Annotated in this window: 20 protein-coding genes; 12 read left to right on the top strand and 8 right to left on the bottom strand. The window is 59.2% G+C overall.

Features of this window, described 5'->3' with window-relative positions; all coding sequences use genetic code 11:
- Nucleotides 1-95: 95 nt before the first annotated feature.
- The 7 genes from IAI51_RS13185 to IAI51_RS13155 all read left to right on the top strand — a co-directional run bounded on the left by IAI51_RS13185 (nt 96) and on the right by IAI51_RS13155 (nt 5,911).
- Complete coding sequence (locus IAI51_RS13185) at nt 96-1,760, top strand: OFA family MFS transporter (RefSeq protein WP_187678881.1); 1,665 nt, start codon at nt 96-98, stop codon at nt 1,758-1,760.
- Nucleotides 1,761-2,029: 269 nt separating this feature from the next.
- A complete protein-coding gene (hisB, locus tag IAI51_RS13180) occupies nt 2,030-2,623 on the top strand; it encodes an imidazoleglycerol-phosphate dehydratase HisB (RefSeq protein WP_042557195.1) in 594 nt (197 codons plus the stop codon).
- A complete protein-coding gene (hisH, locus tag IAI51_RS13175) occupies nt 2,623-3,261 on the top strand; it encodes an imidazole glycerol phosphate synthase subunit HisH (protein WP_187678880.1) in 639 nt (212 codons plus the stop codon). Before hisB ends, hisH begins: the two co-directional genes overlap by 1 nt.
- Nucleotides 3,262-3,522, top strand: coding sequence for a DUF2164 domain-containing protein (locus IAI51_RS13170; RefSeq protein ID WP_187678879.1), 261 nt, complete (start codon nt 3,262-3,264; stop codon nt 3,520-3,522).
- A gap of 42 nt (nt 3,523-3,564) precedes the next feature.
- Nucleotides 3,565-4,302 (top strand): 1-(5-phosphoribosyl)-5-[(5-phosphoribosylamino)methylideneamino]imidazole-4-carboxamide isomerase, encoded by a 738-nt coding sequence (hisA, locus tag IAI51_RS13165; RefSeq protein ID WP_007909210.1) that lies wholly within the window; start codon nt 3,565-3,567, stop codon nt 4,300-4,302.
- Nucleotides 4,303-4,311: 9 nt separating this feature from the next.
- Complete coding sequence (gene hisF / locus IAI51_RS13160) at nt 4,312-5,082, top strand: imidazole glycerol phosphate synthase subunit HisF (RefSeq protein WP_007897430.1); 771 nt, start codon at nt 4,312-4,314, stop codon at nt 5,080-5,082.
- 73 nt (nt 5,083-5,155) lie between these two features.
- The gene (locus IAI51_RS13155) at nt 5,156-5,911 is read left to right on the top strand and encodes a substrate-binding periplasmic protein (RefSeq protein WP_187678878.1); all 756 of its coding nucleotides are present in this window, start codon (nt 5,156-5,158) and stop codon (nt 5,909-5,911) included.
- On the opposite strand, the gene IAI51_RS13150 is transcribed toward IAI51_RS13155, so the two are convergent.
- From IAI51_RS13150 to gpmI, 5 genes are all read right to left on the bottom strand, one after another.
- Nucleotides 5,892-7,265: a Vps62-related protein gene (locus IAI51_RS13150; RefSeq protein ID WP_187678877.1), complete on the bottom strand. Its 1,374-nt coding sequence runs from the start codon at nt 7,263-7,265 to the stop codon at nt 5,892-5,894. The genes IAI51_RS13155 and IAI51_RS13150 overlap by 20 nt on opposite strands.
- Nucleotides 7,266-7,384: 119 nt before the next feature.
- The gene (locus tag IAI51_RS13145) at nt 7,385-8,161 is read right to left on the bottom strand and encodes a divergent polysaccharide deacetylase family protein (RefSeq protein ID WP_187678876.1); all 777 of its coding nucleotides are present in this window, start codon (nt 8,159-8,161) and stop codon (nt 7,385-7,387) included.
- A gap of 2 nt (nt 8,162-8,163) precedes the next feature.
- Nucleotides 8,164-9,483, bottom strand: a complete 1,320-nt coding sequence (locus IAI51_RS13140; protein WP_187678875.1) for a S41 family peptidase — start codon at nt 9,481-9,483, stop codon at nt 8,164-8,166.
- A gap of 35 nt (nt 9,484-9,518) precedes the next feature.
- Nucleotides 9,519-10,805, bottom strand: a complete 1,287-nt coding sequence (locus IAI51_RS13135) for a murein hydrolase activator EnvC family protein (RefSeq protein WP_187678874.1) — start codon at nt 10,803-10,805, stop codon at nt 9,519-9,521.
- 253 nt (nt 10,806-11,058) lie between these two features.
- Nucleotides 11,059-12,588, bottom strand: a complete 1,530-nt coding sequence (gpmI, locus tag IAI51_RS13130) for a 2,3-bisphosphoglycerate-independent phosphoglycerate mutase (protein ID WP_187678873.1) — start codon at nt 12,586-12,588, stop codon at nt 11,059-11,061.
- Between the two features lie 153 nt (nt 12,589-12,741).
- Here gpmI and IAI51_RS13125 point away from each other — a divergent pair, with 153 nt between their 5' ends.
- From IAI51_RS13125 to secB, 3 genes are read left to right on the top strand one after another with little or no spacing between them, the layout of a single operon-like run.
- Nucleotides 12,742-13,155: a rhodanese-like domain-containing protein gene (locus IAI51_RS13125; protein WP_187678872.1), complete on the top strand. Its 414-nt coding sequence runs from the start codon at nt 12,742-12,744 to the stop codon at nt 13,153-13,155.
- A gap of 1 nt (nt 13,156) precedes the next feature.
- Nucleotides 13,157-13,411, top strand: coding sequence for a glutaredoxin 3 (gene grxC / locus IAI51_RS13120; RefSeq protein ID WP_038359971.1), 255 nt, complete (start codon nt 13,157-13,159; stop codon nt 13,409-13,411).
- Nucleotides 13,412-13,467: 56 nt separating this feature from the next.
- On the top strand, nt 13,468-13,953 hold the full coding sequence (gene secB, locus IAI51_RS13115) for a protein-export chaperone SecB (RefSeq protein WP_095190086.1): 486 nt from the start codon (nt 13,468-13,470) through the stop codon (nt 13,951-13,953).
- Between the two features lie 101 nt (nt 13,954-14,054).
- On the opposite strand, the gene IAI51_RS13110 is transcribed toward secB, so the two are convergent.
- The gene (locus IAI51_RS13110) at nt 14,055-14,510 is read right to left on the bottom strand and encodes a tRNA (cytidine(34)-2'-O)-methyltransferase (protein WP_003220777.1); all 456 of its coding nucleotides are present in this window, start codon (nt 14,508-14,510) and stop codon (nt 14,055-14,057) included.
- Here IAI51_RS13110 and IAI51_RS13105 point away from each other — a divergent pair.
- On the top strand, nt 14,509-14,949 hold the full coding sequence (locus IAI51_RS13105) for a hypothetical protein (RefSeq protein ID WP_187678871.1): 441 nt from the start codon (nt 14,509-14,511) through the stop codon (nt 14,947-14,949). The genes IAI51_RS13110 and IAI51_RS13105 overlap by 2 nt on opposite strands.
- A 236-nt stretch (nt 14,950-15,185) precedes the next feature.
- On the top strand, nt 15,186-17,657 hold the full coding sequence (locus IAI51_RS13100) for a leucine-rich repeat domain-containing protein (RefSeq protein ID WP_187678870.1): 2,472 nt from the start codon (nt 15,186-15,188) through the stop codon (nt 17,655-17,657).
- 504 nt (nt 17,658-18,161) lie between these two features.
- Here the strand turns inward: IAI51_RS13100 and ntrC are convergent.
- Nucleotides 18,162-19,598 (bottom strand): nitrogen regulation protein NR(I), encoded by a 1,437-nt coding sequence (ntrC, locus tag IAI51_RS13095; RefSeq protein WP_187678869.1) that lies wholly within the window; start codon nt 19,596-19,598, stop codon nt 18,162-18,164.
- Nucleotides 19,595-20,680, bottom strand: a complete 1,086-nt coding sequence (gene glnL, locus IAI51_RS13090) for a nitrogen regulation protein NR(II) (RefSeq protein ID WP_187678868.1) — start codon at nt 20,678-20,680, stop codon at nt 19,595-19,597. Before glnL ends, ntrC begins: the two co-directional genes overlap by 4 nt.
- Between the last annotated feature and the right edge of the window lie 66 nt (nt 20,681-20,746).

Here is a 20,746-nt window from a genome sequence, read left to right as displayed (position 1 = left end):
CAAGGAGCTTCACCCAAAAAAAGGTCATGCCTGCGTGCATAAGGCCAAGGGTGAACAGTGGCTGGCGAACCATTCTAATAATTGGGGGATACACAATGAGCACGAGCATCACGGCGGACGGCCTTCGCGCCGACCAGCCTGCGTTCCTGTCCAAGGAGCGCATCATCGCCAAGCCCGGTTTCAACCGTTGGCTGGTTCCACCGGCCGCTCTGGCCATCCACCTGTGCATCGGCATGGCCTACGGCTTTTCGGTGTTCTGGTTGCCACTGTCCAAGGCGCTGGGCGTCACCAAACCGGTAGCCTGCGCGCCGGACATGAGCTTCATCGCACAAGTCTTCTCTTCGCAATGCGACTGGCCGATCTCGATGCTCGGCTGGATCTACACCCTGTTCTTCATCTTTCTCGGCTGCTCGGCCGCGATCTGGGGTGGCTGGCTTGAACACGCAGGGCCGCGCAAGGCTGGTGTTGTATCGGCATTGTGCTGGTGTGGCGGTCTGCTGATCTCGGCGCTGGGGATTTATACCCACCAGATCTGGCTGATGTGGATCGGCTCCGGCGTGATCGGTGGTATCGGTCTGGGTCTGGGCTACATCTCGCCGGTGTCGACCCTGATCAAGTGGTTCCCGGACAAGCGCGGCATGGCGACCGGCATGGCGATCATGGGCTTCGGTGGTGGCGCGATGGTCGGTGCGCCGTTGGCGACGGCGCTGATGAGTCACTTCGCCTCGCCTGAAGGTGTCGGCGTGTGGCAAAGCTTTGTGGCCATGGCTGCAATCTACTTTGTGTTCATGATCGGTGGCGCCCTGGCCTACCGCGTGCCGCCTACCGGCTGGAAGCCTGAAGGCTGGACTGCACCGGCGAAGAAAGCGTCGAACTCGATGATCACTCATCGTCACGTGCACGTGAATGTGGCTTGGAAAACTCCGCAATTCCGTCTGGTGTGGCTGGTGCTGTGCCTGAACGTATCGGCGGGTATCGGCATCCTCGGCATGGCTTCGCCACTGTTGCAGGAAGTGTTCGGTGGCAAGTTGCTCGGTGTTGATGTGCCGTTCGGTCAACTGGATGCCGGGCAACTGGCTTCGATTGCCGCGATTGCTGCCGGTTTCACTGGTTTGCTGAGCCTGTTCAACATCGGTGGCCGGTTCTTCTGGGCTTCGTTCTCGGACTATCTGGGTCGTAAAAACACCTACTTCGTGTTCTTTGCGCTGGGTTTTGCCCTGTACGCATTGATCCCGAACCTCGGCCACTTGGGCAACGTTGCGCTGTTCGTGGCGGCGTTCTGCATCATTCTGTCGATGTACGGCGGTGGTTTTGCGACTGTTCCGGCATATCTGGCTGACTTGTTCGGCACGCAGATGGTCGGTGCGATTCACGGTCGTCTGCTGACTGCCTGGGCTGCGGCTGGCGTGCTCGGCCCGGTGCTGGTGAACTACCTGCGTGAGTATCAACTGAGCATCGGCGTTGAACGCGCCGCCGCTTACGACATCACCCTGTACATCCTGGCAGGCCTGCTGGTGTTGGGCTTCCTGTGCAACCTGCTGGTGCGCCCGGTGGCCGACAAGTACTTCATGACCGACGCCGAACTGGCTGCCGAACAGGCACTGGGTCATGACAAAGGTGCTGATGCGAGCACCGTTCTGGAGTGGAAAGCTGCACCGGGCAGCAAGCCATTGGCTATCGCTGCGTGGCTGGCTGTCGGTATTCCGTTGGCGTGGGGTGTGTGGGTGACCCTGCAGAAAACGGCGGTATTGTTTCACTAAGTAAACGCTAAAACGCAGTACCCCTGTAGGAGTGAGCCTGCTCGCGATAGCGGTCTGACAGTCACAGAAATGTTGCCTGTCAGGCCCTCATCGCGAGCAGGCTCACTCCTACAGTTGTTTCTGGGTGTCCAAAATGAGTTGTATGGACATGTCTACCCGCGACAGCCGGGCGTTCTATCCGTCTGCCATATCACCTCGCGTGTTTCTGTTTCGGCCCCGCGCCCCTATAATGGCTGCCTTTTTCGCCCAATGATTTTGCGGAGCTGGTGATGGCCGAACGTAAGGCGTCTGTCGAGCGCGACACTCTGGAAACCCAGATCAAAGCCTCGATCAACCTTGATGGCACCGGAAAGGCCCGATTCGATATCGGTGTTCCTTTTCTTGAGCACATGCTGGATCAGATCGCCCGTCACGGGTTGATCGACCTGGATATTGAATGCAAGGGCGATCTGCATATCGACGACCACCATACGGTGGAAGACGTCGGTATCACTCTCGGCCAGGCCTTCGCCAAAGCCATCGGCGACAAGAAAGGCATCCGTCGCTACGGCCACGCCTACGTGCCGCTCGATGAAGCGCTGTCGCGCGTGGTGATCGACTTCTCCGGTCGTCCAGGCCTGCAGATGCACGTGCCGTACACCCGCGCCACCGTTGGCGGCTTCGACGTTGACCTGTTCCAGGAGTTCTTCCAGGGCTTCGTCAACCACGCGCTCGTCAGCATGCACATCGACAACCTGCGCGGCACCAACACTCACCACCAGATCGAAACCGTGTTCAAGGCTTTCGGCCGCGCCCTGCGCATGGCTGTGGAGCTGGATGAGCGCATGGCCGGGCAGATGCCATCGACCAAAGGCGTTCTGTAATGCAGACGGTTGCAGTTATCGACTACGGCATGGGCAACCTGCACTCGGTGGCCAAAGCCCTCGAGCACGTCGGTGCCGGCAAGGTGCTGATCACCAGCGATGCGGACGTGATCCGTGAAGCCGACCGCGTGGTCTTCCCCGGCGTTGGCGCGATTCGCGATTGCATGGCGGAGATCCGTCGCCTCGGTTTTGACTCGCTGGTGCGTGAAGTCAGCCAGGATCGGCCGTTCCTCGGTATCTGTGTCGGCATGCAAGCCTTGCTCGACACCAGCGAAGAGAACGACGGCGTCGACTGCATCGGCCTGTTCCCGGGCGCGGTGAAGTTCTTCGGCAAAGACCTGCACGAAGACGGCGAACACCTGAAAGTCCCGCACATGGGCTGGAACGAAGTGAAGCAGTCGGTGAGTCACCCGCTGTGGCATGACATTCCGGACATGGCGCGTTTCTACTTTGTGCACAGCTATTACATCGCCGCCGCCAATGCGCGGCAGGTGGTGGGCAGCGGTCATTACGGCGTCGATTTCGCTGCAGCACTGGCCGAAGGCTCGCGCTTCGCCGTGCAGTTTCACCCGGAGAAGAGCCATACCCATGGCCTGCAATTGCTGCAGAACTTCGCCGCGTGGGACGGTCGCTGGTAAATGGCCGCCAAGAAGTCCAAGCCGCCGATCCTGACCCTCACTCCCGAGCAGGAGAGCGAGGCCAATCACAAGATCAAACGCTTTATGGAAGATCGTTTCGAACTCGACCTCGGGTCATTCGAAGCGGCCGAGATTCTTGAGTTGTTTACTCGCGAAATTGCTCCGCACTATTACAACAGGGCGATTTTCGATGTGCAGACCCACCTCAAGGAGCGGTTTGACAGCATCGAAAGTGACCTGTGGGCGCTCGAGAAAAACTGATTTCCGAGCCAAGCTGAACATTCAAATTTGAAGGTTTGCCAGATGCTGATTATTCCCGCTATCGATCTTAAAGACGGTGCCTGCGTACGCCTGCGTCAGGGCCGCATGGAAGATTCCACAGTGTTCTCCGATGACCCGGTGAGCATGGCTGCCAAGTGGGTGGAGGGCGGTTGCCGTCGTCTGCATCTGGTCGATCTGAATGGCGCATTCGAAGGCCAGCCGGTCAACGGCGAAGTGGTCACGGCCATCGCCAAGCGTTACCCGACCCTGCCGATCCAGATTGGCGGCGGCATTCGCTCGCTGGAAACCATCGAGCACTACGTCAAGGCTGGCGTGAGCTACGTGATCATCGGCACCAAAGCGGTGAAAGATCCGGCGTTCGTGGCTGAAGCCTGCCGTGCGTTCCCGGGCAAAATCATTGTCGGTCTGGATGCCAAAGACGGTTTTGTCGCTACTGATGGCTGGGCTGAAATCAGCACCGTGCAGGTGATTGATCTGGCCAAGCAGTTCGAAGCCGATGGTGTGTCCTCGATCGTTTATACCGACATCGCCAAAGACGGCATGATGCAGGGCTGCAACGTGCCGTTCACCGCCGCGCTGGCGGCGGCCACGAAGATCCCGGTGATCGCTTCCGGCGGCATCCACAACCTCGGTGACATCAAGTCGCTGCTCGACGCCAAGGCGCCGGGCATCATCGGCGCGATCACCGGCCGGGCGATCTACGAAGGCACTCTCGATGTCGCCGAAGCGCAAGCTTTCTGCGATTCGTACAAAGGCTGAGGACTGACCATGGCGCTGGCCAAACGCATCATCCCTTGCCTGGACGTGGACAACGGCCGGGTCGTCAAAGGTGTGAAGTTCGAGAACATCCGCGATGCCGGCGACCCGGTGGAAATCGCCCGTCGCTATGACGAGCAGGGTGCCGACGAGATTACCTTTCTCGACATCACCGCCAGCGTCGATGGCCGCGACACTACGCTGCATACCGTCGAGCGCATGGCCAGCCAGGTGTTTATCCCGCTGACCGTCGGCGGTGGCGTGCGTACCGTGCAGGACATTCGCAATCTGCTCAATGCCGGTGCCGATAAGGTTTCGATCAACACCGCTGCGGTGTTCAATCCGGAATTCGTTGGCGAAGCGGCGCAGCATTTCGGCTCGCAATGCATCGTCGTCGCCATCGACGCAAAGAAGGTTTCCGGTCCGGGCGAAACCCCGCGCTGGGAAATCTTCACCCACGGCGGTCGCAAGCCGACCGGCCTCGACGCGGTCGAGTGGGCAAAGAAAATGGAAGGCCTCGGTGCCGGTGAGATCCTGCTGACCAGCATGGATCAGGACGGCATGAAAAACGGTTTCGACCTCGGCGTGACCCGTGCCATCAGCGATGCACTGGGCATTCCGGTGATCGCTTCCGGTGGTGTCGGCAACCTGCAGCATCTGGCCGACGGCATCCTCGAAGGTCACGCCAGCGCGGTGTTGGCGGCGAGTATTTTCCACTTCGGCGAATACACCGTGCAGGAAGCCAAAGCGTATATGGCGCATCGTGGGATTGTAATGCGCTAAACCATACAGGCCAGTGGACAGCATGGCGTACCCAAGGCACTCTTGGGCACGCCATGGATTTCGGTAGCCCGACATGATCAAACGCCTGCTTCTTGTTCTCGCCAGTGCCTCTGTGTTGCTGCTCAACACGGCCCGTGCGGAAAACAGTCCCGACACCGATCTGGTGCTGCTCACCGAAAACTTCCCGCCGTACAACATGGCGAAGAACGGCAAAAACTTCGCCCAGGGCGAGAACATCAACGGAATTGCGACCGACATCGTGCGCGAGATGTTCCAGCGTGCCGGTGTCAGCTACAGCCTGACACTGCGCTTCCCTTGGGAGCGGGTCTACAAACTGGCGCTGGAAAATCCCGGTTACGGTGCCTTCGTGATGGCGCGGTTGCCGGATCGCGAGAAACTCTTCAAATGGGTCGGCCCGATCGGCCCCGACGACTGGATTTTGTTGGCCAAGGCTGACAGCAAGATCACCCTCGAAACCCTCAATGACGCGCGCAAATACAAGATCGGTGCCTACAAGGGCGATGCGATTGCCGAGACGCTGACCAAGCAAGGCCTGAAGCCGGTAGTCGTGCTGCGCGATCAGGACAATGCGAAGAAGCTGGTCAACGGTCAGATCGACCTGTGGGCGACGGGTGATCCTGCCGGCCGATATCTGGCGCGACAGGATGGTGTGACCGGGCTCAAGACCGTGCTGCGCTTCAACAGTGCCGAGTTGTACCTGGCACTGAACAAAGACGTCTCCGACGACGTTGTCGCCAAGCTTCAGGCCGCGCTCGATCAACTGCGCAAAGAAGGTGTAGTTGACGACATCATGGCGCGGTATCTGTAGCGCTCGGCAAATCTGGCTCCGGTGGCGAGGCGATGACGTCGTTGTCTGCTCCGGGAGTCCGTGTGTCCATTTCCACTTCTGGCTCCTGTTGCGCAACGACAGTGACTTCAGGCTCCGCGGGCGTGTACTGGCTGATGTGCAGGCTGGCGCCATCGGTGTAACTGAAACCACCTGTCACCGGCGTACCGTCTGCGCGCATTAGCCGGTAGTCGCTCTGCTTCAGATAAACCGCCACGGATCTGTTTTTGTCCACGACAGCGACCACGTCAATGGCTGCTGTGTTTAACCATTCGTTGGCGTGAATTTCACATTGGGTGAAATCGTGGCTCAGTCGCGCCGAAAACAGGAGCGGGTTGGGCAGGCTGGTTTGCCATTGAGCGCCAAACTCGACAGAGGTGATGTGGGTGAATGTGCGCAGGCTTGCAGTTCGTTGCGCACGGGGAGACGTCCATCTGAACGTCTTGCTCTGGTCATCTGTGTTGTGGCCATGGCCGACCAGCACATACTGATCCGTGCGTTCCAGAAGATAGAAAGGTGACAGGCGTAGCTGCTCAAGGGGCGGGAGTTGCGGGTCTTTTACTGCAAACCAGGGAAGTCGAACAGTGTAAGTGGGCTTGTCCGCAGCCTCCGCAAGCGCTGGCGTTTCCCCGCAAAGCACAGGTGCTGTTGGCTGCGGGTTGACCTGAAGCGGGATCTGCATGCGCAACGAGTAGACGGGAGCATTGGCCGGCCTTGAGTAGCCGCTGAAGCCGGTAAAGGTGCCCGGTGCCAGATGGATTTCACCCGATGCGGCGGCTGGTGGTACGGCAGTCCAGACGCTCACACTTTGTCGGGCACCGCTGCTTTTGTCGTTCCAGACCGGTTCGGTGCCGCTCGATGCAATCACCAGATCCTCACGGACACAACGGACCGCATTGAACGAAGGTTTTTCGTGGTCGCTTGAGCAAACCGATCCCAGTGCCACGTAGCCGTCTGGGGGGATTGGTTTCCAGATCGATAGGTCTCTTTTCGATCCTGAGCCGGAATCTTTCCAGATCAACTGGTAATCGTCGGGGCGACACAGCGCCTTGCCCTTGGCGGGATCGGTGCTGGGTGTGTCTGCTTCGCAAACCACAGCCACCACGCGCGTGCCGTTGATATTGCCGTGACCGACAGAGGCGACGTCGCCCAGAGGGAAATAGCCTGGCAGCAGATCAGGGGCAGGGGTGGGGTGCCAGAAGGCTGCAGGTTTTGCCTGCAAACCGCTGGTATCCCAGATTCGCAGAAATTCTGTCGTGAAGTTGATCAGCAGGTTGTCGATTTTTATGGAGTTCATTCGCCCGGCAGACGAAGTGATTTGTTCATCGGTCGTCATAGTCAGTCCTGATAGTTTATGGGCGACTCAAGGGGAGTCGCGACCTGTTGCAGGTCTCACTATCAGCAAGTGCGCCAGACCTCTGGCGGTAACTATGTATTTACATTCGTGACCGGGTGTTACCGATACACGCCGTCTTTGCCATGACCGGCCATGGCGCGATTGCTGCGCACGCTGATCATCTGCTTGATGTCGATCCACTCGATGCCTTGGGCCTTGAGCTTGGGCAACTCGCGCTCGAGTACCGCCAACGTCTGTGGATAAGGATGTCCGATCATCACGGCTGAACCTTGTTTGTGCGCAAGGCTGATCGCTGTCTGCAACTGGGTGAAGATCGCCGCTTCAGTGCGCTCGTCATCAAGGAATACGTCCCGCGACACACTCGCCAGATCGATCTTCTGCGCCTGTTGCGCAGCCACGGTCTGCGCGCTGGTGCGGCTGTCGACGAAGAACTTGTGGCGGCGCTGCAACTCCGCCATCAACCATGCCATCGCTACCGGTTGCGCAGTCATGCGACTGCCCATGTGGTTATTGATGCCGGCGGTGAAGGGGACTCTTTTGAACGCAGCGTTGAGGCGTTTTTCGAGTTCTTCGATAGGTAGTTCCGGATGCCAGGCAAACGGACCGGTGGCCGGGTCCATCGGCATGTGCAGGATGACGATCTTGCCGGCGCGATGGGCCTCTCGGGCGAATTCGGTGGCGTGCGGGGTGTCGGGCATGATCGCCGTGGTCACCGGGCCGGGCAGGGCCAGCACACGGCGGTCCCGGGGCAGGTTCTGCCCCAGGTCGTCGATGATCAGCGTCAGGTAGGCTTTGTGCGGTGTCGGTTTGGCGGGCTCTGCGTGAGCAGTACCCGCCAGACAACACAACAGGACGAAGAGGAAACGCAAACCCATCCTCAACGGCCGGAGGTGATGCTCAGGCCTTTGAGCAGGCTGAGGGCCTGGGCCAACTGGTAATCGTCATCCTGCGGCATCGCTTTGGCCTTGCTGCCGGAACCGGTCGGTTTGTCGGCGCCGCCGTTGCCATTGCCCAGGTGACCTTGCAGATCGGCTTCCTTGAAGTAATCGCCGTCCGCCTCGTTGGTGATCTTGGCCTTGCGTACTTCGATGTCCGGGACGATGCCCTGGGCCTGGATCGAGCGACCATTGGGCGTGAAGTACAGCGCGGTGGTGATCTTCAGCGCGCGGTCGTTATTCAGCGGCAGCACGGTTTGTACCGAGCCTTTGCCGAAACTGGTGGTACCCATGACCACAGCGCGTTTCTGATCCTGCAGGGCGCCGGCGACGATTTCCGAGGCCGAGGCGCTGCCACCGTTGATCAGCACGACCATCGGCACGGCTTCGCTTTCGTCCTTGCCGGTGGCGGAGAAGCGCAGCTCGGAGTTGGCGATCCGGCCTTTGGTGTAGACGATCAGGCCTTTGGTGATGAAGTGGTCGACCACTTCCACCGCCGCCTGCAACACGCCGCCCGGGTTGTTGCGCAGGTCGAGAATGATGCCGTTGAGCTTCTTGCCGTTGTCCTTGCGCATCTTGGCCAGGGCCTTGGAGACCTCTTCACCGGTCTTGACCTGGAACTGGGTGATGCGGATGTAACCGTAGCCCGATTCGAGCAACTGCGACTTGACGCTCTTCACCTGAATCACTGCGCGCGCCAAAGTCACGTCGAACGGCGTGCCACCGTCACGGACCAGGGTCAGGGTGATTTTCTGGCCGATCTTGCCGCGCATCTTGTCCACGGCTTCGGTCATGGTCTGGCCGCGCGTCGGCGCGCCGTTGATCTTGACGATGAAGTCGCCGGCCTGAATACCGGCCTTCGACGCAGGCGTGTCGTCGATTGGCGAGACGACTTTGATGAAGCCGTCTTCGGCACCGACTTCGATACCCAGACCGCCGAACTCGCCGCTGGTGCTTTCCTGCAACTCGGTGAAGTCTTCAGGGCCCAGATAAGCGGAGTGCGGATCAAGGTTGCTGAGCATGCCCTTGATCGCGTTCTCCAGCAGGGTCTTGTCGTCCACCGGCTCGACATAGGCGGCTTTGATCCGGTCCATGACCTCGGCAAAGGTGCGCAACTCTTCCAGCGGCAGCGGGGCTTTGGAGGTCGCGGCAGTGCCTGCCGGCGCGACGGCCGGGGCCGGTTGAGCGGCGAACGCCAAAGGCGCGCCTATCACCAGGGCGATCGTCAGGGCCAGCGAGGTAAGGCGGGACAAATGCAGCATGTCGAACGAACTCCTGAAATTTGGTGACTCAACGCCTATCCTTGCGCGCGGCACCATTGCGCCGGATCACTCGGGTGACCCTGCTGACGAATTGCAAAATACAGCGCTGATGTGTCCTGGCCGCCACTGTTACCGACAGTGGAGATGGACTCACCGGCTTTAACCACGTCGCCGGCTGACTTGAGCAGCGTCTGGTTGTGACCGTAAAGACTCAGAAAACCATTGCCGTGATCGAGGATCACCAGCAGCCCGGCACCGCGCAACCAGTCGGCAAACACTACGCGCCCGCCGTGTACGGCGTGCACCTGGCTACCGGCAGAGGCGCTGATCATCACGCCATCCCACTTGGTCCGGGCATCGTCGCCACGACTTTCACCGAAGCGTGCCAGCAGTCGACCATCAACTGGCCACGGAAGTTTTCCCCGGGTTGCAGCAAAAGGCCCGCCAAAGGTCTCGCCGCTGCTGGAAACCAGCGCGCCGGCTGTTGATCTGGCTGGTTTTCGTGGGGCGTCGCTGTTTTCAGCCTGCGCCTCACGCAAGCGCTTTTTTTCCGCTTCCTGCTGGGCGATCAGCGCTTTCTGCCGCGCTTCTTCTGCCTCACGAGCCTGGCGGGCCAGGGTTTCTTCAATGGTTTTAAGGACTTTAGACAGGTCTGCCTGATCCTGCTCGCGAGCGACGAGTTTCTGGTCGCGGGCCTTCACGTCATCGTTGAGCTTGGCGAGGACTTGCTGGCGTTCCTTGCGAACCTTGTCGAGCTCGTCACGCTGGCTGTCGAGGCTGCTTTTCTGCACGAGCAATTGCGCTTGCTGCAAGCCGATGTCTTTTTCGACATTAGCCAGTTGGCGCAGGGTTTCGTTGAAGTTCTTCAGCTGCTCCAGGCGGGCCTGGCTCAGGTAATCGTAATAGGTGAGGGTGCGGGCGAATTTCTCGGGGTTCTGCTGGTTGAGCAGCAACTTGAGGTATTCCTGACGGCCGTTCTGGTAGGCAGCGCGGGCCTGGATGGCGATCAGTCGCTGCTGTTCAGTGCGCGCGCTCTGGAGTTTTTTTTTCTCCGCATCGAGTCGCTGCAGCTCGGATTCGCTCTTTTGCAGTTCTTTCTGCAGGGCATCGACCTGTTTCTGCAGCTTGCCCATCTCGGTTTCAGTGCCCTTGAGCTCTTTCTGCACGCCGGATTTTTCTTCCTGGAGCTTGCCCAGCAGCTTTTTCAGCTCGGCAATATCCTGACGCGTGGCATCCAACTGTTGTTGGGTTTGCGCGCGCTCGTCAGCGAAGGCCGGTTGGAGCAGGCAGGTCAGAGCGAGGGCAATCAGGACGCGAAGCATAGGGGCGGGCGGCACCAGGGTAAGGGACGGCCTAGTATGCCCGCCCGACGCTGCAAAAAAAACGCCCAATTGGAGCTGTGTGATAACTGGAGCGCCAGACAGGCGTAATTCCATTTCGAAAACCCCATAAACCACTGTGGGAGCTGGCTTGCCAGCGATGGCGTCTGCACATTCAACATAGATGTTGGCTGTCAGATTGCTATCGCTGGCAAGCCAGCTCCCACAGGGTTTTACGGTGTTTTGGCGATTCGGGTCAGACCAGAATCGAAGTCCCGGTCATTTCCGCCGGTTTTTCCAGACCCAGCAGTTTCAGCATGGTCGGCGCCACGTCCGCCAGTACGCCGCCTTCACGGACCTTGAGGTCACGCTTGCCGACATAAATGAACGGCACCGGCTCGGTGGTGTGCGCGGTGTGCGCCTGCCCGGTGGACTCGTCAGCCATTTGCTCGACGTTGCCGTGGTCAGCGGTGATCAGTGCTTCGCCATCGACCTTCTCCAGCGCTTCGACGATGCGGCCAACGCAGGTGTCGAGGCATTCAACCGCCTTCACTGCCGCGTCGAACACGCCGCTATGACCCACCATATCGCCGTTGGCGTAGTTGACCACGATCACGTCGTAGCGCTGGTTTTCGATGGCTTCGACGATGCGGTCGGTCACCTCAGGCGCGCTCATTTCCGGCTGCAGGTCGTAGGTGGCGACTTTCGGCGACGGGATCAGGATGCGCTCTTCGCCCGGGAACGGTTCTTCGCGACCGCCGGAGAAGAAGAAGGTCACATGGGCGTATTTCTCGGTTTCAGCGATGCGCAGCTGGGTCTTGCCGTTTTTCGCCAGGTAGTCGCCCAGCACGTTTTCCAGGCTGCCGGCGGCGAAGGCGCAAGGCGCGGGAATGCTCGCCGCGTATTGGGTCAGCATGACGAAACCGGCAAGTGCAGGCTGGCGTGCGCGTTCGAAGTCGTTGAAATCGTCTTCGACGAATACGCGGGTCAGCTCGCGGGCGCGGTCGGCGCGGAAGTTCATGAACACGACGGCGTCGCCGTCTTCGACTTTCACCGGCTCGCCGATGGTGGTGGCTTTGACGAATTCGTCGCTCTCGCCGCGAGCGTAAGCGGCTTCCAGGCCTTCCTGAGCGGTGGCGGCGTTGTATTCGCTGTTGCCGTCGACGATCAGGTTGTAGGCCTGATCCACGCGGTCCCAGCGGTTGTCACGGTCCATGGCGAAGTAGCGGCCGACGATACTGGCGATGCGGCCCTTGCCGAGTGCCTGGAACGTCGCGTCGAGCAGTTCGATCGACGACGCGGCGCTTTTCGGCGGGGTGTCACGGCCATCGAGGAAGGCGTGCAGGTAGATTTTTTCGGCGCCGCGCTTGAAGGCCAGTTCGGCCATGGCGATCAGGTGGTCCTGGTGGCTGTGCACGCCGCCATCCGACAGCAGGCCCATGAAGTGCACGGCTTTGCCCGCAGCCACGGCTTTATCCACAGCGGCACAAATGGTCGGGTTCTCGAAGAACTCGCCGTCGCGGATCGATTTGGTCACACGGGTGAAGTCCTGATACACCACGCGACCGGCGCCAAGGTTCATGTGGCCGACTTCGGAGTTGCCCATCTGGCCGTCCGGCAGGCCGACGTCCATGCCGCTGCCCGAGATCAAGCCGTTCGGCACTGTGGCCCACAGGCGATCCAGCACGGGCTTCTTCGCCGCGAAAACGGCATTCGATTCGGGGCTGTCGCTGTGACCGAAGCCGTCGAGAATGATCAGGACCAAAGGTTTAGGCGTGGTAGTCATGGAATCCACTCGTGGCTAATAAAGAAGAAGGCGATGGAAAAGGGAGTTGGAGTTTAAAGCCAAGTTCAATCCACGTCACCGCCGGACGGGGTTTGGCCCACCATAGTGGCTGTGTATACTGGCCGACATTTTAACGCCCTGGAACCTCCTTCGATGGTTGCTCACCTGATTGAATTTGCCACTAACCACTACATTCTTGTCGGTATCTTCGTCGTACTGCTGGCTCTGCTGCTGGCGCACACGATGCAGGGTGGCGGTAAAAGCCTGAGCACGGGCGAGCTGACCGCGCTGGTCAACAAAGAAGCAGGCGTGGTGGTGGACATCCGTCCGGCCAAGGATTTCGCTGCCGGCCACATCGTTGGCGCGATCAACATTCCTCAAGACAAGCTGGCCGCGCGCACTGGCGAGCTGGAAAAACACAAGGCCAAGACCATCATTCTGGTTGATGCCCTGGGCCAGACCGCCGGTACCCATGCCCGCGAACTGATGAAGACCGGCTTCACCGCCGCCAAGCTGTCCGGCGGGATCTCCAGCTGGAAAGGCGACAACCTGCCGTTGGTGAAGTGATATGAGCGAAGTCATCGTCTACTCCAGCGATTACTGCCCTTACTGCTCGCGAGCCAAGTACCTGCTCGAGAACAAAGGCGTGGCCTTCAAAGAGATCAAGGTCGATGGCAAGCCGCAGGTGCGCGCCGAAATGACCCAGAAGGCCGGCCGCACATCCGTGCCGCAGATCTGGATCGGCAGCAAGCACATCGGCGGTTGTGACGATTTATATGCCCTGGAGCGCGCCGGCAAGCTCGACGCGCTGCTCAAGGCCTGAACGGCTGCACCCACGTACAGCAATCCCTAAAGACCCAAGATCAGAAAGGATCTGAGATGACTGACCAACAGAACACTGCAGCCAGCGAAGAAGAAACCGCACCGCAATTCTCCTTGCAGCGCATCTACGTACGCGACTTGTCCTTCGAAGCCCCGAAAAGCCCGGCGATCTTCCGCCAGCAGTGGGATCCGAGCGTCGGTCTGGATCTGAACACTCGCCAGAAAGAGCTGGAAGGCGATTTCTTCGAAGTCGTGCTGACCCTGTCCGTTACCGTGAAAAACGGCGACGAAGTGGCCTTCATCGCTGAAGTGCAACAGGCCGGTATCTTCCTGATCAAGAACCTGGACCCTGCTTCGATGAGCCACACCCTGGGTGCGTTCTGCCCGAACATCCTGTTCCCGTACGCTCGTGAGACTCTGGACAGCCTGGTGACCCGTGGTTCGTTCCCGGCGTTGATGCTGGCTCCGGTGAACTTCGACGCCCTGTACGCGCAAGAGCTGCAGCGCATGCAGGAAAGCGGCGAGACGCCAACCGTTCAATAAACGGTCTGAGCAACAACGAAAAAAGCGCCGTAACAGGCGCTTTTTTCTTGGCTGATCGTTCCCACGCAGAGCATGGGAACGATCGGTCAGGGGCTTGCGTGTTATTTGAAGTCGTTTTGGCGCCACGCTTCGTACACGGCCACGGCCACCGTGTTGGACAGGTTCAGGCTGCGGCAGCCTTCGCGCATTGGCAGGCGCAAGCGTTGTTCGGCGGGCAGGGCGTCCAGTACCTCTGGCGGCAGGCCACGGCTTTCCGGGCCGAAGATGAACGCATCGCCCGGGACGAACGCGGCATCATGAAACGGTCGCGAGCCCTTGGTGGTGAAGGCGAACAAGCGCGGGTTGCCCAGGCTTTCCAGGCAACTGGCGAGGTCGGCGTGGCGTTGCAGCGTGGCATATTCGTGGTAATCGAGACCGGCACGACGCAAGCGCTTGTCGTCCATCTCGAAGCCCAGCGGTTCGATCAAATGCAGGTGGCAGCCGCTGTTGGCGCACAGCCTGATAACGTTGCCGGTATTCGGCGGAATTTCTGGTTGAAAAAGGATGACGTGAAACATGCACGGCTCCGAAGGTAAAGATGACGCGCATTCTACGCCGCAAGCGGACTCGCGTTCGAAACTATTCCCACGGGTGATCGGTTCACTGGCGATTGTCGGACTGATGATCGGTTTGATGATTGGTCGCCTGACCACGCCCGACCCGAGCGTGCTGCAGCAGATCGAGGCGACTGACGGCGGTCTGGTGGCCTGGTTCAACAACGAGCCGAAGCTGCACGGTGAAATCATCGACGGCACGGTGGCGCTGTTGTTCCAGGCTGAGGGCAAGGCGCAGAAGGGCCAACTCAAGCTCAACGGCAAGGACGTTAACTGGCGGACGCGAGTGAGTGATGGCGGGCTGTTGCTGACGGTGCTGGCAGCGCGGCCGCTGCGGGGAGACTGGACTGGCAGCGAGGTCGATGACCGCTGGCGGCTGGAGATCCGGCTGCAAGCGGACTGACCGGAAATTCATCGCCTTCCGTGTGTTCTCCCACGCTCCTTGACGTCATTTCCTACTGACGAAATCTGTCTTTCCGATCTCATTCATCTTCTCCAGACGATATCGTCCAGCTCCTCGTTCGCAGATGGAGCTGTTCGTATGCAAAACCGTCTGCGCAGCATGTAAACCGGCAGGATGCCAAAAAAACCATCGCCCTTGGCTCGGATGCCGGGGCAACTTTTCAAGGATGAAGAAACATGGCAGTAAAACCACCTCGCGGTGGCGGCACCCACGTGGACGTGGATGTCCAGATCAACACGACTCGACCGATAGACGGGAGCACATCAAAGCCCGATGTTCCGGGCCGTGTAAGTCTCGATCCATGGGGCTCTGTCGAAAGTCAGAAACCACGGGTCAGCCCACCGGGCGATGCTGACCTTGATGCAATCCTGCCGGCACCGACCGTCACGGTTCAGCAGACGCCGCTCCCCACTGAAATGCGATCCGGTGTGCGCCAGCCGTTGGAGAGTTACTGGATCAGCACTGCGGCACAGCTGCCGGAGGCCGACAGCGAAGGCTTCAGGCTGTACAAAACACGCAAATATGTCGATGTGCTCGATGGCGGCACCGTTCTGGTCGGGGTAGACCCGGACACGGGACGTTATCGGGCTCGACTTTCAAACGAATTGCTTCCCAGCGGCCCGGTGCTGCTGCGCGAAGTCGACAGCGGTCTTTGGCGCCCGCTCAATGAAATTAACGCCAATTCCGTGCCGCTGACCGATGCAAGTCTGCATGCCTTTCGCACAGGTCTGGATTTCAACGGCGTTGAACCTGGCAGCGATGGCTTGGTTCGCCACGATGGCAAGCTCTATTTGGTTTTCCACGAACATGCATATCAGGTAATGCATGATCTTGATGCGTCGAGCCCGGCGTATAAGGTGTGGCGCATTGTTAACCCCGAGGATCCCGTAGCCACTGACAGCGCGAATATTTATCGCGCCAGCCGCAGCGGCGAAACCCGCGCCATCACTCGCAACGACATGAACACCTGGGTTTCTATCTTCGTCGGGCTAAGGGGCGGCATGCACCGCAATGAGCCTGCGCAAGCCAACATCGCTAATCTGCATCGCCCCTGGCTCACCCGTCCGTCTGGCCCCCCAGGGGGGCAACCGGCGGTTGTTATCGCAACCACACGAGCGCAGGTGAAAAGTTATTTTCCGGAAGCGACCGATCTGCACGCGGATGACTTTATCGCGCACTTTGGTAACAGAGATGCGGCAGAGGTGGAACTCAAGCGATTGCAGCTTGAGTTTCCTCAACTGAACCGTGAGGTCACAGCCTGGGAGGTTTCCTATAAAGGCAATGACAGCACGGAACGCAGTCGGCGAACTGAAATCGCCGGCAAGATTCGTCGATTGTACAAGTGGCAAGCCGAACCCTCGGAGAAAGTCTATCGCGATGGGCAACTGGTGGGCTTCAAGTTGGAAATGAACCTGGGGAGCAGGGCAAACCTGAAGCCGCCGGCTTTTTCCAAACGACTCGACTCCGTTGTTGCTCTAAGTTTAACGGGGAAGGCTGTCCTGAAACTGGATGATTTATTCTCGACGTTTTCCCATGTTGAAAGTCTCGAAGTACGGGCATTGGGGGGAACCGGCAAGGAACTGCTTGGCGCAATCAACAAGCTTACAGAATTGAAGATCCTGGAGATTCATCAAACCCAGCTTTGGCCTCAGCCAGGCAGAATTACGGACTTCACCGGGTTGCCCCGTTTGCAGGAGTTGAGCCTGACAAATTGCCATGTTTGGCATAACGTTTCGGTGCGTGGCATGACCGAGTTGCGGGTTTTGAGGATCAGGTCGACGGGTTTGATGTGGTTGCCTGAAGGGCTTACTGACTTGCCAGGACCCTCACGTTTGCAGGTGCTTGATCTTTTCCACAATCCGGAAATACGAGTTGCGCCTGACCTGACCCATATGTCCGAGTTGCGGGTATTGGATATGTCACATACCCGCATAAACCTGCCGCCTGCCGGGCTTGGTTCCCAGAGCGGGCCGTTGCGGCTTGAGGTATTGAATTTCGCGGATTGTCCGCTTGTTGTCGCTCCGTCGCTCAGAGGAATGACAGCGTTGCGGGAGGTAGATCTTAGCCGTACTCAGATAAACAGGTTTCCGGAAGGCGTCACATCCGAGATCCCCAAGACAAGCCTGAATATGGTCTACAGCAGAATCGTATCGATCCCCGAAACCATTGAACTCAGAAAAGGCTTTGAGTTGAGGGGGACCCCGATCACCGACCCGGCTTCCCTTCGGCGACTGATTGCTGCACGTCGACAAACAGGCACCGATATCTGGCTGGGAATATTCCTGAACGATTTGGGGATAAATCATTGGCTGCATAATGTTCCACAGGCGCAACAGTCTGGAAAATTTGCCCTTTGGAACTCGTTAAACAGTCAAGCGAACTCCACGATGATGGAGCAAATCAGGCATCTGGTTCGCACGCCCGAATTCCAGGTTGAGCGCCAACTTTTGCAGCGTCGGGTCTGGTCGTTTCTTGAGCGTTTCGAAAAGGCCAGCCTTGGTGAGCAAGGAAGTTTGCTGGAGATAGCGGCCACTGAGCCCAGTCCCGGAAAAATGCTGGAAAGGCTGGAAGAGGAGATAAGGAAATTTGACCATACGTGGCAAAACCAACCGCCGCATCATTTGCCCAAGCGCCCGAAGCTTGAATAACCCCAGGGCTTGGGCAGAGGTGTAAAAGCGGGAATCCCTGACCTGCCTGTATCAGGGTTCCCAAAAAGCTGGGCTGCGCAGATAGCGTCAGCCCGGTGTAAAGAGGGAACCCCCGGCCTGCCTGTACCAAGGATCCCAAAAGGGTGAGCTCGTCGCGTTGCGTGGTGAGCCCGATGTAAAGAGGGGAATCCCCGGCCTGCCTGTACCAAGGTCCCCGAAAGGGATGGTGAATCGAATCACCTGTAGGAGGTATTGCAGGGGGCGTGCCAGGTTTTCATTTTTTGAAACAAAAACAGTCGTCAGAAACCCGAAAGCCCCGGAACCCGGGGCTTTCGTGATTTTAAGATTCAAGTTTTACGGTGATTCCAAGGGCGGTTTGGTACTGAGGGCTGTGCGCAATCGCGGGTCAACGTGCATTGTGGTGGTGCACGAAGCCCCCTCACCCTAATCTCTCCCAGAGGGAGCAGCCATTGAGCACAAAGCAGAACTCAAGCAAACGACGCTTCAGCCCTCATCCCCCTCATCATCATCCCCAGCATCCACCTTCATCCCCAGTTCCTTGATCTTGCGCGTCAGGGTATTACGCCCCCAACCCAGCAACACCGCGGCATCACGACGACGCCCGGCGGTATGTTTCAACGCCGTTTCGATCATGATCCGCTCAAACGCCGGCACTGCACTGTCGAGCAGACTCGACTGGCCACGCGCCAACGCCTGATCCGCCCACTGGCGCAACGCCTGCTCCCAGTTGGTTACTGGCGCCGAATCCTGCGGCAGGCTCAGCAGTTCCGGCGGCAGGTCGCTGATGTGTACTTCGCGACCCGAAGCCATCACCGTGATCCAGCGGCAGGTGTTCTCCAGCTGGCGCACGTTGCCGCCCCACGGCAGATTCTTCAGGTATTCCTCTGTCTCGCTTTTCAGCAGCTTCGGCTCCACCGCCAGCTCCTGCGCGGCACGGCTGAGGAAGTGCTTGGCCAGGGTCGGGATGTCTTCGCGACGATCCGACAGGCGCGGAATGTGGATGCGGATCACGTTTAGGCGGTGGAACAAGTCCTCACGGAATTTCCCGGCGTGGACCAGTGTTTCCAGATTCTGGTGGGTCGCGGCGATGATCCGTACGTCGACCTTGACCGGAACATGACCACCGACGCGATAGAACTCGCCGTCGGCCAATACGCGCAGCAGACGGGTTTGGGTGTCCGCCGGCATATCGCCGATTTCATCGAGGAACAGCGTGCCGCCGTCGGCCTGCTCAAAGCGGCCGCGACGCAGGTTGGCCGCGCCAGTGAACGCGCCCTTCTCGTGGCCAAACAGCTCGGATTCCATCAGATCCTTGGGAATCGCCGCCATGTTCAGCGCGATGAACGGCGAGGCCGCGCGCGGGCTGTGTCGGTGCAGGGCGTGGGCGACCAGTTCTTTACCAGTACCGGATTCGCCGTTGATCAGCACGGTGATGTTGGAGTGGCTCAAGCGACCGATGGCGCGAAACACTTCCTGCATCGCCGGCGCTTCGCCGATGATTTCCGGAGTGCGAGTCAGCGCCGGCACGACTTCCAGACCTTGCTGCTCTTGCGCATGCTGATTGGCGCGCTTGACCAGCGACACCGCCTCATCAACGTCGAACGGCTTGGGCAGGTATTCGAACGCGCCGCCCTGATAAGAGGCGACAGCGCTGTCCAGATCGGAATGAGCGGTCATGATGATGACCGGCAAGCGTGGGTGCTGCTCGCGAATCCGCGCCAACAGGTCCAGGCCACTGGCGCCCGGCATGCGGATGTCGGAAATGATCACATCCGGTTGCTGACGGGCCAGCCGACTCATCACGCCATCGGCGCTGTCGAAGCTCTGGGTGGTCATGCCTTCCTGCTGCAAGGCTTTTTCCAGAACCCAACGGATAGAACGGTCGTCATCGACGATCCACACAGTTTCACTACGGCTCATGTCGATGTGGCTCCTTGTTCCAGTGGCAGAAAGATCGAGAACGTGGTGTGGCCTGGGTGGCTGTCACACTCGATCAGACCCTGGTGCTGGCTGATGATGTTCTGGGTAATGGCCAGGCCCAGCCCGGTACCGTCCGGACGGCCGCTGACCATGGGAAAGAAAATGGTTTCCTGGAGTTCCGCCGGAATGCCCGGACCGTTGTCGATGATCTCGATCTTGGTCACCAGACGATGGCGGACGTGGCCGATGGTGAACTGACGCATGGTCCGGGTACGCAAACTGATGCGACCCAGGCGCAGCTCGTTCTGGCTGCTGATCGCCTGCATCGCATTGCGCACAATGTTCAATACGGCCTGAATCATCTGCTCGCGGTCGATCAACACGTCGGGAATGCTTGGGTCGTAATCGCGCACCAGCGTGATGCAGCCCTGACTTTCCGCTTCGACCAGTTGGCCGACGCGTTCGAGCACTTCGTGAACGTTGCACATAGCCAGTGACGGCAACTTGTTCGAACCGAGCATGCGGTCGACCAGATTGCGCAGACGATCAGCCTCTTCAATGATCACGTTGGTGTAGTCGCGCAGGCTGTCTTCCGGCAGTTCGCGGGCCAGCAGTTGCGCCGCGCCCCGGATACCGCCGAGGGGATTCTTGATCTCGTGGGCGAGGCCGCGCACCAACATCTTGCTGGTTTCCTGCTTCGACAACTGCGCCTCTTCCTTGGTGATCCGCAGCAATCGGTCACGCGGGTGGACTTCCAGCAGCAGCATGGTTGCGCCATTGCTGAGGATCGGCGTCACCGCGTAATCCACGGTCAGGGTCTGGCCGGTGAGGGCCGTGAGCATCGCTTCGCGCTTGGTGAATGGATGCGCCTGTTCCACTGCCTGGCGCAAAGAGTTGAGCGCCTCGGTGGATTCGGTGAACAGCTCGCTGATGAACTGCCCATGGCTTCGCTGACCGCTGATGGCCAGCAGCATCTCTGCCGCCGGGTTCATGTACTCAAGGCGCAATTCGGCGTCGAGCAGAATGGTAGCGGTGGTCAGGTTGTCGAGCAGCAAACGATGAATTGCGTCACTTATAGTCATCAGAGCCTCTTTTGGGGGCGGAGCGTGCGCAAGAAGCAGGCGTCGTTAAACGGAAAATGCAAAAAC

Origin of the sequence: Pseudomonas sp. N40(2020) (genome assembly GCF_014472415.1) — a bacterium.
Taxonomy (GTDB): Bacteria; Pseudomonadota; Gammaproteobacteria; order Pseudomonadales; family Pseudomonadaceae; genus Aquipseudomonas.
Note: the sequence above shows the minus strand (reverse complement) of the source record. Positions and strands in the feature narration are given on the sequence as shown.

Excerpts from the sequence above, each read along its gene's own strand:
- IAI51_RS13100 (WP_187678870.1), top strand. The coding sequence starts at position 15,186 with ATGGCAGTAAAACCACCTCGCGGTGGCGGCACCCACGTGGACGTGGAT.
- hisA (WP_007909210.1), top strand. The coding sequence starts at position 3,565 with ATGCTGATTATTCCCGCTATCGATCTTAAAGACGGTGCCTGCGTACGC.
- IAI51_RS13110 (WP_003220777.1), bottom strand. The coding sequence starts at position 14,510 with ATGTTTCACGTCATCCTTTTTCAACCAGAAATTCCGCCGAATACCGGC.
- glnL (WP_187678868.1), bottom strand. The coding sequence starts at position 20,680 with ATGACTATAAGTGACGCAATTCATCGTTTGCTGCTCGACAACCTGACC.
- ntrC (WP_187678869.1), bottom strand. The coding sequence starts at position 19,598 with ATGAGCCGTAGTGAAACTGTGTGGATCGTCGATGACGACCGTTCTATC.
- IAI51_RS13105 (WP_187678871.1), top strand. The coding sequence starts at position 14,509 with ATGCACGGCTCCGAAGGTAAAGATGACGCGCATTCTACGCCGCAAGCG.
- IAI51_RS13155 (WP_187678878.1), top strand. The coding sequence starts at position 5,156 with ATGATCAAACGCCTGCTTCTTGTTCTCGCCAGTGCCTCTGTGTTGCTG.
- IAI51_RS13140 (WP_187678875.1), bottom strand. The coding sequence starts at position 9,483 with ATGCTGCATTTGTCCCGCCTTACCTCGCTGGCCCTGACGATCGCCCTG.
- gpmI (WP_187678873.1), bottom strand. The coding sequence starts at position 12,588 with ATGACTACCACGCCTAAACCTTTGGTCCTGATCATTCTCGACGGCTTC.
- IAI51_RS13145 (WP_187678876.1), bottom strand. The coding sequence starts at position 8,161 with ATGGGTTTGCGTTTCCTCTTCGTCCTGTTGTGTTGTCTGGCGGGTACT.
- hisF (WP_007897430.1), top strand. The coding sequence starts at position 4,312 with ATGGCGCTGGCCAAACGCATCATCCCTTGCCTGGACGTGGACAACGGC.
- IAI51_RS13135 (WP_187678874.1), bottom strand. The coding sequence starts at position 10,805 with ATGCTTCGCGTCCTGATTGCCCTCGCTCTGACCTGCCTGCTCCAACCG.
- IAI51_RS13125 (WP_187678872.1), top strand. The coding sequence starts at position 12,742 with ATGGTTGCTCACCTGATTGAATTTGCCACTAACCACTACATTCTTGTC.
- secB (WP_095190086.1), top strand. The coding sequence starts at position 13,468 with ATGACTGACCAACAGAACACTGCAGCCAGCGAAGAAGAAACCGCACCG.
- hisH (WP_187678880.1), top strand. The coding sequence starts at position 2,623 with ATGCAGACGGTTGCAGTTATCGACTACGGCATGGGCAACCTGCACTCG.
- IAI51_RS13150 (WP_187678877.1), bottom strand. The coding sequence starts at position 7,265 with ATGACGACCGATGAACAAATCACTTCGTCTGCCGGGCGAATGAACTCC.
- hisB (WP_042557195.1), top strand. The coding sequence starts at position 2,030 with ATGGCCGAACGTAAGGCGTCTGTCGAGCGCGACACTCTGGAAACCCAG.
- IAI51_RS13170 (WP_187678879.1), top strand. The coding sequence starts at position 3,262 with ATGGCCGCCAAGAAGTCCAAGCCGCCGATCCTGACCCTCACTCCCGAG.
- grxC (WP_038359971.1), top strand. The coding sequence starts at position 13,157 with ATGAGCGAAGTCATCGTCTACTCCAGCGATTACTGCCCTTACTGCTCG.
- IAI51_RS13185 (WP_187678881.1), top strand. The coding sequence starts at position 96 with ATGAGCACGAGCATCACGGCGGACGGCCTTCGCGCCGACCAGCCTGCG.